Here is a 16608-nt window from a genome sequence, read left to right on the forward strand (position 1 = left end):
CTAGGCCAGGCTGTCCCGCCATGCCTTGTGCAGGTCCGCGAACCGGCCGGTGCCGGCGATGAGGTCCTGCGGGCGGCCGTCCTCCACGATCCGGCCGTGCTCCATCACCAGCACCCGGTCCGCGATCTCCACGGTGGACAGCCGGTGCGCGATCACCACGGCGGTACGGCCCCGCAGCACCGTCGACATCGCCCGCTGCACCGCCCGTTCCCCCGGGATGTCCAGCGAACTGGTCGCCTCGTCGAGGATGAGCACCGCCGGGTCGGCGAGCAGCGCCCGGGCGAAGGCGACCAGCTGGCGCTGCCCGGCGGAGATGCGCCCGCCGCGCTTGCGGACGTCCGTGTCGTAGCCGTCGGGCAGCGCGCTGATGAACTCGTGGGCGCCGATCGCCTTCGCGGCCCGCTCGATCTCGTCCCGGCCGGCGTCGGGCCGGCCGATCGCGATGTTGTCGGCGACCGTGCCGGAGAACAGGAACGCCTCCTGCGTCACCATGACCACCCCGCGCCGCAGTTCCGGCGCAGCCAGTTCCCGCAGGTCCACCCCGTCCAGCAGGACCCGCCCGTCGGAGGGGTCGTAGAAGCGGGCGAGCAGCTTGGCCAGGGTGGACTTGCCCGCGCCGGTCGAGCCGACGACCGCGACGGTCTGTCCGGCCGGCAGGGTCAGGCCGAAGCGGGGCAGCACCTCGCCGCCGGTGCGGTAGGCGAACCGCACCCCGTCGAAGACGACCTCGCGGCCCGGGAGGCCGCCCGTCAGCGGCGGGAGTGCGCGGGGCTCCGCGGGCTCCGGCACGGACGGCGTCTGCGCCAGCAGCCCGGCGATCTTCTCCAGGGAGGCGGCGGCCGACTGGTAGGAGTTCAGGAACATGCCGAGCCGGTCGATCGGGTCGTACAGCCGGCGCAGATACAGCACCGCCGCCGCCAGCACCCCGAGGTCCAGCGAGCCGGACGCCACCCGGTAGGCGCCCCACAGCACGATCGCCGCGACCGAGGTGTTGGCCACCAGCCGGGAGCCGACGACATAGCGGGCCATCTCCAGCAGCGCGTCCCCGTTGGTCCGCTCGTGCCGCCGGTTCAGCACGGCGAACTCGGCGTCGTTCGCGGCCTCCCGGCGGAACGCGCGCACCGGCCGGATGCCGTTCATCGTCTCCACGAACCGCACGATCACCGAGGCGATCGCCGTGGACCGCGCCCGGTACACCCGGCCCACCCGCCGCTGGTAGAGCCGGACGAGCAGGTACAGCGGCACGAAGGAGGCCACCGCGACCGCGCCCAGGCCGAGGTCCAGCCAGAGCAGCATCGCCGCGATGTACACGAAGGACAGCACGACGGTCACCAGTTCCTGGATGCCGTCGTTGAGGAGTTCGCGCAGCGACTCGACGTCCGTGGTGGCACGGGAGATCAGCCGGCCCGAGGTGTACCGCTCGTGGAAGTCCAGGCTCAGCGCCTGCGCGTGCCGGAAGATCCGGCCCCGGAGGTCCAGCAGCACGTCCTGGCTGACCCGCGCGCTGTACTCGATGAAGCCGAACTGCAAGACGCCCGAGGCGAGGGCGCTCAGCGCGGTGCCGACGGCCACCGCGATCAGCGGGCCGTGCCGGTCGTCCCGGAACGCGGGTACGGCGGTGTCGATGGCGTACGCCACCAGCAGCGGGCCGACCTGCGTCGCCGCCTGCTGGAGCAGCAGCAGGAGCCCGGTGAACACCGCCCGGCCCCTCAGGGGTGCGAGCAGCGAGCGCAGCAGGGCGCCCGTCGCGCCGGGCGGGGCGGACAGGACATCTCGGTCGAAGGGGTCGCCGGGGTCCGGGGCGCTGCGGTCGTCGCTGCCCGTGGCGGGGGCGGAGGCGGTCGTCGTCATCGCTGGTCCTCCGGTTCCGCGGACATCAGGCGGGCGTACTCGGCGTTGCCGCGCAGCAGTTCTTGATGGGTGCCGACGGCGGCGATCCGGCCGCCCGAGAGCAGGGCGACCCGGTCGGCGAGCAGCACGGTGGACGGGCGGTGGGCCACGATCAGGGCGGTGGTGTCGGCGAGGACCCGCCGCAGCGCGGCCTCCACGGCGGCCTCCGTGTGCACGTCCAGCGCGGACAGCGGGTCGTCCAGCACCAGGAACTCCGGCCGGCCGACCACCGCGCGGGCCAGCGCGAGGCGCTGCCGCTGGCCGCCGGACAGGCTGAGTCCCTGCTCGCCGACGCGGGTGGCGGTGCCGTGCGGGAGCGCGTGCGCGAAGTCGGCCTGGGCGATGGCGAGCGCCCGGCCGAGGTCCGCGTCCCCCGCCCCGTCCGGTGCCCCCATCAGGACGTTCTCGCCCACCGTGGCGGAGAACAGGGTGGGTTCCTCGAAGGCGACGGCGACCCTGGTGCGCAGTTCCTCGCGGGACATCGCGGTGATGTCCACGCCGTCGAGGGTGATCCGCCCTGAGGTGACCTCGTGCAGCCGGGGCACCAGCGCGGTGAGGGTGGTCTTCCCGCTGCCGGTGGCTCCGACGAGGGCCATGGACTCGCCGGGCCGGACGTGGAGATCGACACGGGTGAGGAGGGGCGGGGAGCCGGGGGGCGCGTCGGGATAGCGGAACGAGACGTTCTCGAACCGCAGTCCGCGCACGGTGGCGGGCACGGCGGCGTCCCCGACGCGCGCGTGGGCGTCCCCGGCCCCGTCGGAGGGGTCCTCCGGCGCCTGGTCCATCACCTCGAAGTACCGCTCCGTGGCGGAGGCGGCCTCCTGACTCATCGCCAGCAGGAACCCGATCGAGTCCACGGGCCAGCGCAGCGCGAGTGCCGTGCTCAGGAAGGCGACCAGCGTGCCCGTGCTGAGCCCGCCGTCGGCGACCCGCACGGCCCCCAGCACCAGCGCCGCCCCGATCGCCAGCTCGGGCAGCGTGACGATGACACCCCAGATCGCGGCCAGCAGCCGCGCCTTGCGCAGCTCGGTGCCGCGCAGGGTGCCCGAGAGGACGCGGAACGCCCGGGCCTGACTGCGGTGCCGGCCGAAGCCCTTGATGATGCGGATGCCGAGCACGCTCTCCTCGACCACCGTGGTCAGGTCCCCGACCTGGTCCTGGGCGCGCCGCGCCACCTGCGCGTACCGCCGTTCGAAGACGGCGCAGGTCCACATCACGGGGAGGGTGGGTCCGAGGATGACCAGCCCCAGCTGCCAGTCCTGCATCAGCATGATGACCAGCCCGACGGTGATGGTCACGCCGTTGACCAGCAGGAACGTCAGCGGAAAGGCGAGGAACTGACGGAGCAGCATCAGGTCGGTGGTGCCCCGGGAGAGCATCTGGCCGGACGCCCAGCGGTCGTGGAAGGCCACGGGCAGGCGTTGCAGCCGGCGGTAGAGGTCCGCGCGCATCTCCGCCTCGACGTGCGACAGCGGGCGGGCCACCAGCCACCGTCTGATGCCGAACAGGACGGCCTCGGCGACGCCGAGCAGCAGCAGGTACAGCGCGCCGAGCCAGACACCCGCCGGGTCCCGGCCGGAAACCGGCCCGTCGACCAGCCACTTCAGGACGAGCGGGATCACCAGCCCCGTACAGGAGGCGACGACGGCGACGAACGCGGCGGTGAACAGCCGGGCACGCACGGGGCGGACGTACGGCCACAGGCGCAGGAGGGTGCGGACGGCGGACCGGTCCTCGGTGGTTGCGGGTGTCGTGGGCATCAGGTGCGAGCCTACGGACCGCCACCGACATCGCCCACCGGGTTTCCGGCGGGCGCGGGGCCGCGTCCGGTCGTGCTGGGGCCGGTGCGGCATCGGCTACGGGGCGCGGCCGGGATCAATGACGGGACATCGCTGGGGACCGTTACGGCCGCGGAGTCCTCAGCAAGGGGGTGACGACGGCCGCCATCTCACCTTCGGTCACCGCCCCCATGCGGGACGCGGCGATTTTCCCTGTGCGATCGACAACGATCGTGTAGGGCAGAGCCTGCGGGTTGACGAGGCCGTGCGGGAAGCGACGCCCCAGCTGTCCCCTCGGATCCCGCAAGGACGGGAAACCGAGGCGGTGCTCCTTCTGGAAGTCGCGTCCTCGGTCGCTGTCGGCGTCGTTGTCGAGGCCGAGCACACGCACTCCGCGGTGACGCCACTTACGCTCGATCTTCGTCAGTTCGGGTGCCTCGCCGACACATGGACCGCACCAGGACCCCCACGCGCTGACGACGACGACGTCACCCCGGTAGTCCGACAGGTGGACGGTGTCGCCGTCCAGCGTGGCCCCGCCCAGCTCGGGTGCTGTCGGGCGGTCCTCCTCGCTCAGCGTGTGGGTGAGCGAGCCGGCGGCGTCGGTGTCGCCGACGGGCGTGTAGCCGGTGCAGCCGGCCAGGAGGGCGCCGACCGCCAACATCCCGAGCGCTGCCGCGTACGGTCGCGGGGCCGTCATCGTTCGGTCAGCCGGGCGGACGCGCTCCGGATACCGGACCGGGTGAGGACGGTTTCCAGGTGGCGGGCCCGCCAGGCACTCAGCAGCCATGCGGAGGGCAACTGGAGGCTGAACAGGGCAAGGATGGCCACCACGAAGGCCGAGTCGGCCGGAGCCTCGTCTCCGGCGGTCCAGGAGGACAGTCCCGCACAGACCAGCAGTACGGCCAGATAGGCGAAACCGTCGATCAGCGGAACGCGCCACACGGGCAGCGGAGCCGTCAGCCGGCGCGTCATCGTCAGTGTGGCCGCCGCGACCACGATGAAGACCGCGCTCCACGGGTCCCCCACCCAGGTCGACACCCATGTCCTGAGACTTCCGCCGACAGCCTGCCAGACGAGGTCCACCGCGGCTCCGGTCAACCACGAAAGCAGGGTGACGGTGAGCGCGTAGGAGAGGGCACCGCGCCATGTGACGGTCATATCACTTACCCCTTTTGACGACGGGTCATCCAGTGGGCGACCCATTTCGCACGATCATTGTCCCCCCGGCCCAAGAGGGCCGGGAGGGCGGGGGTCAGTAACCGCCGGAGTTGCCGATGGTGCCCAGTTCACAGGCGGGCTGGGACAGGCACATCAGGCTGCGCATCTTCGACTGGTGCACGGTCTTCGTCGAGTGCCGGCTGCCGCTGGTGTAGCCGTAGAGGTACATCTCGTGGTCGGGAGCCTGCCGGTACTTGCCCGAGACGTAGAAGTCACCGTTGCGGGCCAGGCGTGCGTCGTAGAACGCGCCGATGCCGGCACGGCGGATGCCACCGGACGGGCAGAAGGGGTCGGACGCCTCGATCTCGCCGTGCACGGCGCGGGTCTTGCCGTCGAAGCGGGTCCGGGTGCGGAAGTCGATGCCCCTGGTGGAGGCCTTGCGCCGGTCCACTTCCGTTCCGTTGCGGTAGACCCTCGTCACGCCGGTCTCGGGGAAGAGGTCGTACGGGGACTTCGTCCAGTAGACGACACCGCGCAGACTGGCCCGGAAGGAAGGGCCGGTGACCTTGCTGGAGAAGCCGCGGTTGTCACCCCTGTACTGGTAACCCCGGGTGTACTTGCAGCCGGATACGCTGCCGAGCTGCTTGGGCACGGTGGCCCACTTCTGGCGGATGAACGACCGCCACACCACAGCCGTCTTGGTGTACCTCCTCGCCCGTTCCTCGACCCGCTGCGCGGTGCTGGCGAGCGTGGCGGCGTCGTCGGCCGTGGGAACGGTGGCGGTCAGGCCCCAGGTGTGCCCGCGCCCGTCGGCCTCACCGGAGATCTGGTAGTTCACCTCGCTGCCGGCGTTCACACCGGTGTCGCGGAGGCTGTGCCCGGTGGTGGCCGCGATCCGGACACCGTCGCGGTACACCGTGTAGCGGCCCGCACCCAGGTCGGGCCAGGACACGTCGACGAAGCGGGGGGAGGCCGCCCAGGCGGCACGCTCGTTCTTCGCCGGAGAGGCGGCGAGGGTGATGTCGGCGATGACCTTCTGCCCCCCGGCCGACAGGAGTTGTGTGTCGGTGGCCTTGCCGATGTAGGTGGCGACGCGCTTGACACCGGCGGTGTGACCGGTGAGGGCCTGCTTGCCGGTGGTGAAACTGCCGTGGTCGGAGTCGAGAACGAAGACGGCCTGGCTCACGGCCGGCGGGGTGGCTTCCTCGGCGGACGCGGACGTCAGCGACGAAGCCAGGAGGACGGCCGGAACAGCCGCTGCCGCGAGGGCACGCGGTACGGATGGCTGCCACTTCATAGGGGGGTTTTCCTCATTCCGGGGTGGTTCGGGCCGTGCGGACGGCGATGGTCAGGGTGGTCACCTGCCGGGGGGCCGGGGCCGGCCTTCCACGCCCCGAGCGCGACCTCGGAAGCCGGCCCGTCGGGTCAGGACAGGCCCCACTCCTGGCGGACGCGACCCGCGGAGCCGCTCCGGTCCGTCTTCTCCAGGTACGTCTTGGAGCCGGACCGGGTGGAGTTGGACGCCAGCGCCTTGTTCTTCGCCACGTTGACGAGGTGGGAATCGGTCAGCCACCACTGATGGCTCTTGGACGACGGCTTGCAGGTGTACTGGACGACGTGGCCGGCGGAGTCCAGGGCCAGGCACTTGCCCGACTTGTCATTCTTGATGGTGAACACGGAGCCTCCGCGGTTCAGCCGCTTCAGCGTCCACCGCTGCGTCTTGTCGGTCCTGGAACACTTGCCGACGACGGCACGGGCGTTGTTCTTGGTGCTTCCCCCCATCGACAGGCACACGTTGGGGGCCCACACACGCTCCAGCCGGGTGTGGGCGTAGGGGTCCCTGGCCTGGGGAGCGGCGCCCGCCGGGGCCGCGACCGCGGTCATGGTTCCGGTCGCCACGGCGGCGAGCACGAACGAGGTGGCTGCCTTGCGCATCGCATCTCCTTGGTCAGTCGTCTTGTACGGCGACCGAACCTAGGCACGTTCCGGGGACGCCACCAGGTCCGTTGGGGAGGTGTACCAAGGGGCATTGCCCGAAAGGGAGGCATGCCGGGGCCGGTTCGGACCGGGGCGCGCGGGTGCTCTACCGTGCTGCGAGACCGCTTGCCCTCACCGGAAAGTCGAGCCCCCCAACGTGCCTTCCACTCGCCGGAATCGGTTCGTACTCGCCGCAGGGGTGTGCGTCCTCGGCGCGGTCGCCGCGGTCACCGGTCATGCCCTCACCCAACGCGACCCCGGCGTGCCCGCCGCGAAGGGGGCCGACACGGCGCCCTGCCGGCGGATCACCGGCGCCGCCCCCGAATCCCTGGGGGGTTTCTCCCGCTGGGACAGTGATGCGACCGGCGTGGCCGTGTGGGGCGACCGTCGCATCGTCCTGCGGTGCGGTGTGACGCCTCCGGGACCCACCGAGGATCTGTGCGTCGCGGTCGACGGTGTCGACTGGGTGGTCGACTCCCGGCACTCCACACAGACCCGCAAGGTCGTCGTCACCTATGGCCGCGTCCCGGCCACGCAGGTGGTCCTCGAGGGTGGGAGCAAGCCCGACGCGGCCTTGATCGACCTGTCCCGTCTCGTGGCCCCGATCCCGCAGCGCTCGCACTGCATCGACACCCCCTGACCGCTCCCCGTGCGAGCGGTCAGCCGTTCGCAGAGGGAAAGTTGGCACTATACCGGTGTGCCGATGTCCGACGCTCCGGGTAGGTTGGCGGTCGATCACGGCTGAACCCGGGCCACGGGGGTCTGCTGGGAAGGCCGCGGTCGGGAGGGACCAACATGACCACGCGGTCCGTTGCGGTGAATCCGAAATGTTCGTACCGGCGCACGGGGCACGACCCCGAGCCTGCGGTGCTGAGGCTGACGCGCCTGACCGGCCGGGAGCGAGAGGTGCTGCTTCTGCTCGGGACCGGCCTGGGCAACCGGGAGCTCGCCCGGGAACTGGGCATCGCGGAACGCACGGTGAAGGCGCACATCGCAAACATCGTGGACAAGATCGGCCAGCGGACTCGGACTCAGGCCGCGATCGTTTCCGCTCTCGCCCACGACTCGTTGTGTGCGGACCGGGCATGCACCCGGCACCGGACGACCGACCCGGCACCGGAGCAGCACGTTCGCGCCGCGTAGCGAGGCGGCGATGGGTGACGGCCTGCCCGCAGGCCGTCACCCGAATCGATCCCTGATTGATTGCGCGGCATGAGGGCGGCGGTGCCTCGGACGGCACCGCCGCCTCTTTCACGCGCGCGGCCCGTCATGACCGATGAGTGGTCCCGTGAACCCGTCTGCACGTCAATGAGTACTCCGCATATCGAACATGACCCTCCGTTCAACGAACCGTTTCCGGCCAACTTTGTGACGCGCTCCTGACATGTCGCGGCATTCCTGCCACTCTTCCCAGACCGACTCACAGCCGCCCCACAGCTCCTGCGCTCCGGCGTGAGCCGGCTCAGCACCTGCACCTGCACCTGGTTCCGCGTAACGCCTGTTCTGCCCGGACGTCAGAACGCAGCGTCCGGTCTCCCCTGGCCGCGCGACCCGCGGCCATGCAGAAGGAGTCAGTGTTGAGAAGCAATTCCTCTCGCGGACGCACCTCCCACACAGCACCGCGCGCCTCGGCGCCCCGCCGCACCGCCACCGTCGCCCTCGTCGGCGTCACCGCCCTGATCGCCGCCGCCGTCCAGTCGGGCGCGGCCGGCGCCGCCCCGGCGGGGCCGCGGGCCGGCAGGGCGAACCCCCCGCACACGGCCCTCAGGCTCACCCCCTCGCAGCGCGCCGAACTGATCCGGCACGCGGACGCCTCCAAGGCCGCCACCGCCCGGCGGATAGGCCTGGGCGGCAAGGAGAAGCTGGTCGTCCGGGACGTCGTCAAGGACGCCGACGGCACGCTCCACACCCGCTACGAGCGCACCTACGCGGGCCTGCCCGTGCTCGGCGGCGACCTGGTCGTGGAGTCCGCCCGGTCCGGCAAGACCATGGACGTCATCCGGGCCGGCAGCGCCTCGCTGAAGGTCACCGGTCTCACCCCGGCCGTGCCGAAGGCCGCCGCCGAGCGGCAGGCGGTGCGGCGGGCGAAGGCGCTCGGCGGGACGAGGACGGCCGCGGACAGCGTCCGCACGGTGATCTGGGCGGCGTCCGGCAAGCCCGTGCTGGCGTACGAGACGGTCGTCGGCGGCCTCCAGGACGACGGCACCCCGAACCGGCTGCACGTCGTCACCGACGCCGCCACCGGCAAGAAGCTGTACGAGTACCAGGGCATCGAGACCGGCGTCGGCAACACGCAGTACAGCGGGCAGGTCGCGCTGACCACGACCCAGTCGGGCTCGACGTACACGCTCACCGACGGCGCGCGCGGCGGCCACAAGACGTACAACCTGAACCACGGCACCTCCGGCACCGGAACGCTGTTCTCGCAGACCAGCGACACCTGGGGCAACGGGACCAACTCCAACGCCGCCACCGCGGGCGCGGACGCCCACTACGGCGCGGCGGAGACCTGGGACTTCTACAAGAACACCTTCGGCCGCAGCGGCATCAAGAACAACGGCGTCGGCGCCTACTCGCGGGTGCACTACGGCAACTCGTACGTCAACGCGTTCTGGGACGACGGCTGCTTCTGCATGACCTACGGCGACGGCTCCGGCAACGCCAAGCCGCTGACGGCGATCGACGTCGCCGGCCACGAGATGAGCCACGGCGTCACCTCCAACACCGCCGGCCTCAACTACAGCGGGGAGTCGGGCGGTCTGAACGAGGCCACCTCGGACATCTTCGGCACCGGCGTGGAGTTCTACGCGAACAACACGTCCGACGTCGGTGACTACCTCATCGGCGAGAAGATCGACATCAACGGCAACGGCAGCCCGCTGCGCTACATGGACAAGCCGAGCAAGGACGGCTCGTCCAAGGACAGCTGGTACTCCGGCATCGGCGGCGTCGACGTGCACTACTCGTCGGGCCCCGCGAACCACTTCTTCTACCTGCTCAGCGAGGGCAGCGGCACGAAGGTCATCAACGGCGTCAGCTACAACTCGCCGACGGCGGACGGCCTTCCGGTCACCGGCATCGGCCGGGACAAGGCGCTCCAGATCTGGTACCGGGCGCTGACCACGAAGTTCACCTCGACCACCAACTACGCGGGTGCCCGCACGGGCACCCTCGCGGCGGCAGGCGAGCTGTACGGCACCACCAGCGCCGAGTACAAGGCGGTGCAGGACGCCTGGGCGGGCGTCGCGGTCGGCTCACGCTCCGGCGGCGGGGGTGGCGGCGGTACGTCGTACGAGAACACCTCCCCGGTGGCGGTCCCGGACAACGGGCCGGCCGTCACCTCGAACATCACCGTCTCCGGCCGGACCGGGAACGCGCCGGGCAACCTCCAGGTGGGCGTGGACATCTCGCACACCTGGCGGGGTGACCTGGTGATCGACCTCGTCGGCCCGTCCGGCACCGCCTACCGGCTGAAGGACTTCAGCTCCTCGGACTCGGCGGACAACGTGACCGAAACGTACACGGTCAACGCCTCGGCCGAACCGGCCAACGGCACGTGGAAGTTGCGGGTACAGGATCAAGCCACGTACGACACGGGAACGATCAACAGCTGGAAGCTGACCTTCCCGTAAATCGCAGGCCACGAGCCCGGCAGCACAAGGCCGTCCGGGGGTGCGGCGCCCCCGGACGGCACCGGTTCATCTCGCTGCAATATTCACCCGGTGGTCGATTTTCGGCCAACATCACTTCAGGGTCCTGACATGTACGCGCCCCTGATGTCACTCTCTCTCCACCCGCCGCAGTAGCACAGCAACTTCACAACGCCACACTCTCCGGGCAGTAACCCCACGCTGACCGGACTCCCCCACGAAGGAGCTTCTGTGAGCCCCCTCTACGCGCGTCACAAGCGCACCACTCTGGCCATCGCCACCGCCGTCGCCGCCGGAGCCCTCCTCACCACCGGTCTGACCACCGGTGCCAGCGCCGCCCCGGCCGGATCCGCCGCCGCCAAGCCCCTGGCAGCCGCCCCGACCGCGCTGTCCGCCGCGGCCCGCACCTCCCTGCTCCAGAAGGCACAGGCCGGCGCCGCCGAGACCGCGCAGCACATAGGCCTCGGCGCCAAGGAGAAGCTGGTCGCCAAGGACGTCGTCAAGGACGCCGACGGCACCGTCCACACCCGCTACGAGCGCACCTACGCGGGCCTCCCGGTGCTCGGCGGCGACCTCATCGTCCACACCGCGAAGTCGGGCCGGACCGAGGGCGTCACCAAGGCGAACAAGTCGGTCCTCAAGCCGGCTTCGCTCAAGCCGCAGATCACCGCCGCCAAGGCCGAGAAGCAGGCGGTCTCCGCCGCCAGAACCCTCGGCTCCGCCAAGACCACCGCGGACGGCGCCCGCAAGGTGATCTGGGCCGGCTCCGGCGAGCCCGTCCTCGCCTACGAGACGGTCGTCGGCGGCCTCCAGGACGACGGCACCCCGAACCAGCTGCACGTCATCACCGACGCGGCCACGGGCAAGAAGCTCTTCGAGTACCAGGGCATCGAGAACGCGACCGGCAAGACGCTGTACTCCGGCACGGTCACCCTCAACAGCACGCAGTCGGGCTCGACGTACCAGCTCACCGACGGTGCCCGGGGCGGTCACAAGACCTACAACCTGGCCCGCAAGACGTCCGGCACGGGCACCCTGGTGGCCAGCTCGACCAACGTCTTCGGCACCGGCACCGCCTCCAGCTCCTCCTCGGACCAGACCGCGGCCGCCGACGCCGCCTACGGCGCGGCGGAGACCTGGGACTTCTACAAGAACACCTTCGGCCGCAACGGCATCAAGAACAACGGTGTCGGGGCCTACTCCCGCGTCCACTACGGCAACGCGTACGTCAACGCGTTCTGGGACGACAGCTGCTTCTGCATGACCTACGGCGACGGGTCCGGCAACGTCGACCCGCTGACCTCGCTGGACGTCGCCGGCCACGAGATGAGCCACGGCGTCACCGCGAACACCGCGGGCCTGAACTACTCCGGCGAGTCCGGCGGTCTGAACGAGGCCACCTCGGACATCTTCGGCACGGGTGTGGAGTTCTACGCGAACAACGCCTCCGACCCCGGTGACTACCTCATCGGCGAGAAGATCGACATCAACGGCGACGGCTCGCCGCTGCGCTACATGGACAAGCCCAGCAAGGACGGCGGCTCGGCCGACAACTGGTCCTCCGGCGTCGGCAACCTGGACGTGCACTACTCGTCCGGTGTCGCCAACCACTTCTTCTACCTGCTGTCCGAGGGCAGCGGCGCGAAGACGATCAACGGCGTCAGCTACAACTCGCCGACGTACAACGGCACCGCGGTCACCGGCATCGGCCGCGCCAAGGCGCTCCAGATCTGGTACAAGGCGCTGACGACGTACATGACGTCGACGACCAACTACAAGGCCGCCCGCACGGCAACCCTGAACGCGGCGTCCGCGCTGTACGGCTCCACCAGCGCCGAGTACAAGGCCGTCGCCGCGGCCTGGAGCGGCGTGAACGTCAACTAGTCACCCCCGCGCCACACCAGGGCGGCACCCGGGACGCGAGCGTCCCGGGTGCCGCCCTACTCTTGTGACCCATGTCCTCGGCGCCCTTCACCTACGAGCCGGTCGGCGCGACACGCGACGACCTGGCCGTCTGCCCGCCCGGCTTCCACCCCCTGTTCGTCCGCACCCGGCTCGGCGAGGGCCAGGAGGTGTTCGACCGGGCCGCCGAAGCGGTCCTGACCTGGGAGATGCACCGCGCGCTCGGCGTCGGCATCGACGCCACGGCCGACCGCGCTGCCCCCGGCGTCGACGTCACGGTCACCCTGGCCGGCCTCGTCCGGGCCCCCTGCCGCATCATCTGGACGGCCGAGGAACCCCGCCGGGCCGGCTGGGCCTACGGCACCCTCGAAGGCCACCCCGAGTGCGGCGAGGAGGCCTTCGTGGTCGACCGCACCGGCGACGGCACGGTGTGGCTCACCGTCGCCGCGTTCAGCCGGGCCGCCAAGTGGTACGCCCGCGCGGGCGGCCCGGCGACCCGGAGCCTCCAGCACGCGTACGCCCGCCGGTGCGGCACCGTGCTCAGGAACCTGGCCGGCCGGGGCCCCGAGGACTGACGGTCACCGCAGCAGCACCCCCGCTCCCTCCACCACCTCCTGCGACGGCACCGCCACCAGGCCCGGTTCCGCGGCGGAGGCGAGAAGGCGGTGGGCGGGGAGGATGCGGACCGTGTAGCCGTAGGGACCGGTGCGGTCCAGGGAGAGCGGGCCCTCGTACAGGAGGCGGCCCTCCAGGTCCTGGGCGCCGGCCGGCTTCAGCGGGACGACCGTGGCGTCCGTGATGCGGTCCTCCGCGTCCACCCGGCCGGACACCGCCTGCACCTCCACGTCGTCCGGGCCCAGCTCGCCCAGTTGCACCCGGACCCGCAGCCCGACGGCCGTGCCCAGTTCCGCGGTGGCCGTCGTCGCGGTCGTCTCGACGTGGTCCACGGTCACCCCCGGCCACGCCGCCCGCACCCGGGTCTTCCAGGCGGCGAGATCCCGGGCGGTGTCCGGGGTCAGCGCGCGGTGCGACTGCGCGGCGGGGGTGTAGAGCCGGTCGACGTACTCGCGGACCATGCGGCCGGCCAGCACCTTCGGGCCGAGCCGGGAGAGGGTCCGGCGGACCATCTCGATCCAGCGGTCGGGCAGGCCGCCCCGCCCCCGCTCGTAGAAGCGCGGCGCGACCCGCTGTTCGAGCAGGTCGTACAGGGCCGCCGCCTCGATGTCGTCACGACGGTCGGGGTCGGTGCAGGCGCCGTCCGCGGTGGGGATGGCCCAGCCGAAGTCCGGCTGGAACCACTCGTCCCACCAGCCGTCCAGCACGGACAGGTTGAGGCAGCCGTTCAGCGCCGCCTTCATGCCGGAGGTGCCGCAGGCCTCCAGGGGTCGCAGGGGGTTGTTCAGCCAGATGTCACAGCCCGGGTAGAGCTTCTGGGCCATCGCCATGCCGTAGTCGGGGAGGAAGACGAGACGGTGGCGGAAGCGCGGGTCGTCCGCGAACCGCACCAGCTCCTGCACCAGGCGCTTGCCGCCGTCGTCCGCCGGGTGCGCCTTGCCCGCGACCACGATCTGCACGGGCCGCTCGGGGTGCAGCAGCAGCTCCGCCAGGCGGTCGGGGTCGCGCAGCATCAGCGTCAGCCGCTTGTACGACGGCACCCGGCGCGCGAACCCGATCGTCAGGACGTCCGGGTCCAGGACCCCGTCGATCCAGCCCAGTTCGGCGTTCCCGGCGCCGCGCTGCCGCCAGGACGCCCGCAGCCGCTCCCGCACCTCCTGCACCAGCTGCTCGCGCAGGGTGCGGCGCAGCTCCCAGACCTCCTGGTCGGGGATGTCCGCGACCGAGTCCCAGCGTTCGGAGCCGCCGACGCTCAGCGCGTCCTCGGTCCGCTGGGCGCCGATCTGCCGGGTGCCGAGCCGCAGCACCTCGGGGGCCACCCAGGTCGGCGCGTGCACCCCGTTGGTCACGGAGGTGATCGGCACCTCCTCGGCGTCGAATCCCGGCCACAGTCCGGCGAACATGTTCCGGCTGACCTGCCCGTGCAGCAGCGAGACCCCGTTGGCCCGCTGGGCCAGCCGGAGCCCCATCACGGCCATGTTGAACAGGTTGGGTTCGCCGCCCGGGTACGTCTCCATGCCCAGCGCCAGGATCCGCTGGACGTCGATGCCGGGGAGTTCGGCGTCCGGGCCGAAGTGCCGGGCGAGCAGCTCCCGGTCGAAGCGGTCGATGCCGGCCGCGACCGGGGTGTGCGTGGTGAACACCGTGCCGCCGCGCACGGCCTCCAGCGCCGCGTCGAAGTCGAGCCCGGCGGCGCACAGTTCGGCGATCCGTTCCAGTCCGAGGAAGCCGGCGTGGCCCTCGTTGGTGTGGAACACCTCCGGCTCCGGGTGCCCGGTCAGCCGGCAGTACATGCGTACGGCCCGCACACCTCCTATGCCGAGCAGCATCTCCTGGAGCAGCCGGTGTTCGCTGCCGCCGCCGTAGAGCCGGTCGGTGACCCCGCGTTCGCCGAGGTCGTTCTCCTCCACGTCGGAGTCGAGCAGCAGCAGCGGCACCCGGCCGACCTGCGCGACCCAGACGCGGGCGTGCAGCGCGGTGCCGCCGGGCAGGGCGAGGGAGATCTGCGCCGGGGTGCCGTCGGGCTCCTCCAGCTGGGTGAGGGGCAGTTCGTTGGGGTCGAGGACCGGATAGTGCTCCTGCTGCCAGCCGTCCCGGGAGAGGGTCTGCCGGAAGTATCCGTGCCGGTACAGCAGTCCGACCCCGATCAGCGGTACGCCGAGGTCGCTGGCCGCCTTGAGATGGTCGCCGGCGAGGATGCCGAGGCCGCCGGAGTACTGCGGGAGCGCGGCGGTGATGCCGAACTCCGGGGAGAAGTAGGCGACGGCCGCGGGCAGGCCGTCCGACTGGGCCTGGTACCAGCGGTCGCCGGTCAGGTAGTCGTCGAGGTCGTCCACGACCGCGGTGAGACGGCGCAGGAACCGCCGGTCACCGGCCAGTTCGGCCAGCCGGGCCGGGCGCACGCTGCCCAGCAGCCGTACCGGGTCGCCTCCGGCGGCGGCCCACGCCGCGGAGTCGACCGACTGGAACAGGTCGCGCGTTTCCGCGTGCCAGGACCAGCGCAGATTGCGCGCCAGGTCGCTCAGTGGCCGCAGGGGGTCGGGGAGAACGGGACGGACGGTGAACCGACGGATCGCCTTCACATTCACCTCGGGCGCGTTGCGGGGTGAGGCGCACGGCGCTGTGCGTCTCGTCGTCGCCTTCGACGGTAGTGGTTACCGCGCGGTCGGTGGGGACGTACCGGCTCGGTGTCGGGGGGCGTCAAGAGCCGGTCACCGGGCACTCGGAGAAAAGGGGGGCGGTCTTGTGTGTGGACGTACGCGTGAGTAGTTAACAGAGTGCCGGATTGACCGCCCGAACAGGGTGGGCAGGCTCCACCCGGTACACGTCCCACCGGCGTCATGCGGCACCACCCGCAGGACCCACCTCCCCACACTCATCCGCCCGTACCCACGTTGACGCGGACAGGAGCGGTCATGCCTGCCAGGCACCACTCGTCAGCACCTCAGTCCACCAGCAAGTCCCCGGGAGCAGCAAGGAAGACGACGGGCAAGAAGAGCGCGGCGCCCGCCGGCGCCGCCGGCGCCGGCAAGTCCGCCGGGGAGCGGCCCTCCCCCGCCGCGGCCACCACCGTGGGCCGTATCCCCGTTCTCGACGTGCGCCCCGTGGTCCAGCACGGCCGCAGGCCCGCGAAGGCCGTGACCGGGGAGTCGTTCGAGGTGTCGGCCACCGTGTTCCGCGAGGGCCACGACGCCGTCTCGGCGAACGTGGTGCTGCGGGACCCGGCGGGCCGGGCCGGGCCCTGGACGCCGATGCGGGAACTCGCCCCGGGCACCGACCGCTGGGGTGCCACCGTCACCGCCGGCGAACCGGGCCGGTGGACCTACACGGTGGAGGCCTGGTCGGACCCGCTCGCCACCTGGCGGCACACCGCCCGGATCAAGATCCCGGCCGGCATCGACACCGGTCTGGTGCTGGCCGAGGGTGCCGAGCTGTACGAGCGGGCGGCGGCCGGGGTGCCCGAGGACCGACGGCAGGCCGTGCTGGACGCCGTGGCGGCCCTGCGGGACGAGGACCGGCCGGCGGCCTGGCGGCTCGCGGCGGCGTTGTCGCCGGAGGTGGAGGCGTTGCTGGGCCGGTATCCGCTGCGGGAGCTGGTCACGGCCTCGGAGGCGATGCCGTTGCTGGTGGAACGG

13 protein-coding genes are annotated in these 16608 nt (G+C 71.5%); 6 read left to right on the forward strand and 7 right to left on the reverse strand.

Going from position 1 to position 16608, the window contains the following annotated elements:
- From AB0F03_RS29530 to AB0F03_RS29555, 6 genes are all read right to left on the reverse strand, one after another.
- Positions 1-1851, reverse strand: a complete 1851-nt coding sequence (locus AB0F03_RS29530; protein ID WP_361997301.1) for an ABC transporter ATP-binding protein — start codon at positions 1849-1851, stop codon at positions 1-3.
- Entirely contained in the window at positions 1848-3650 is a 1803-nt protein-coding gene (locus AB0F03_RS29535) for an ABC transporter ATP-binding protein (RefSeq protein WP_361997303.1), read from the reverse strand. Before AB0F03_RS29535 ends, AB0F03_RS29530 begins: the two co-directional genes overlap by 4 nt.
- Positions 3651-3792: 142 nt before the next feature.
- Positions 3793-4368 carry a TlpA disulfide reductase family protein gene (locus AB0F03_RS29540; RefSeq protein ID WP_361997305.1) on the reverse strand — a complete coding sequence of 192 codons (576 nt, stop codon included), beginning with the start codon at positions 4366-4368 and terminating at the stop codon, positions 3793-3795.
- Positions 4365-4829, reverse strand: coding sequence for a hypothetical protein (locus tag AB0F03_RS29545; protein WP_361997306.1), 465 nt, complete (start codon positions 4827-4829; stop codon positions 4365-4367). The genes AB0F03_RS29540 and AB0F03_RS29545 overlap by 4 nt, the downstream gene beginning before the upstream one ends.
- 94 nt (positions 4830-4923) lie before the next feature.
- Entirely contained in the window at positions 4924-6126 is a 1203-nt protein-coding gene (locus tag AB0F03_RS29550) for a hypothetical protein (RefSeq protein ID WP_361997308.1), read from the reverse strand.
- A 128-nt stretch (positions 6127-6254) separates the two neighbouring features.
- Positions 6255-6764: an RICIN domain-containing protein gene (locus AB0F03_RS29555; RefSeq protein ID WP_361997310.1), complete on the reverse strand. Its 510-nt coding sequence runs from the start codon at positions 6762-6764 to the stop codon at positions 6255-6257.
- 199 nt (positions 6765-6963) lie between these two features.
- Between AB0F03_RS29555 and AB0F03_RS29560 the strand changes: the two genes are divergently transcribed.
- The 5 genes from AB0F03_RS29560 (at position 6964) to AB0F03_RS29580 (ending at position 12933) form a co-directional block, all read left to right on the forward strand.
- The gene (locus tag AB0F03_RS29560; protein ID WP_361997312.1) at positions 6964-7446 is read left to right on the forward strand and encodes a DUF3515 family protein; all 483 of its coding nucleotides are present in this window, start codon (positions 6964-6966) and stop codon (positions 7444-7446) included.
- Positions 7447-7601: 155 nt separating this feature from the next.
- Positions 7602-7949, forward strand: a complete 348-nt coding sequence (locus tag AB0F03_RS29565; protein WP_361997314.1) for a LuxR C-terminal-related transcriptional regulator — start codon at positions 7602-7604, stop codon at positions 7947-7949.
- 434 nt (positions 7950-8383) lie between these two features.
- Entirely contained in the window at positions 8384-10438 is a 2055-nt protein-coding gene (locus tag AB0F03_RS29570; RefSeq protein ID WP_361997316.1) for a M4 family metallopeptidase, read from the forward strand.
- Between the two features lie 249 nt (positions 10439-10687).
- Positions 10688-12340 (forward strand): M4 family metallopeptidase, encoded by a 1653-nt coding sequence (locus AB0F03_RS29575; protein WP_361997318.1) that lies wholly within the window; start codon positions 10688-10690, stop codon positions 12338-12340.
- 71 nt (positions 12341-12411) lie between these two features.
- A complete protein-coding gene (locus AB0F03_RS29580) occupies positions 12412-12933 on the forward strand; it encodes a DUF1990 domain-containing protein (protein WP_361997320.1) in 522 nt (173 codons plus the stop codon).
- 3 nt (positions 12934-12936) lie between these two features.
- On the opposite strand, the gene AB0F03_RS29585 is transcribed toward AB0F03_RS29580, so the two are convergent.
- Positions 12937-15555 (reverse strand): glycosyltransferase family 1 protein, encoded by a 2619-nt coding sequence (locus AB0F03_RS29585; RefSeq protein WP_361997322.1) that lies wholly within the window; start codon positions 15553-15555, stop codon positions 12937-12939.
- Positions 15556-15888: 333 nt separating this feature from the next.
- Here AB0F03_RS29585 and AB0F03_RS29590 point away from each other — a divergent pair.
- A partial coding sequence (locus tag AB0F03_RS29590; RefSeq protein WP_361997324.1) for a maltotransferase domain-containing protein occupies positions 15889-16608 on the forward strand: 720 nt, incomplete at its 3' end.

It is taken from the genome of Streptomyces sp. NPDC028722 (assembly GCF_040637655.1).
Classification (GTDB): Bacteria; Actinomycetota; Actinomycetes; order Streptomycetales; family Streptomycetaceae; genus Streptomyces.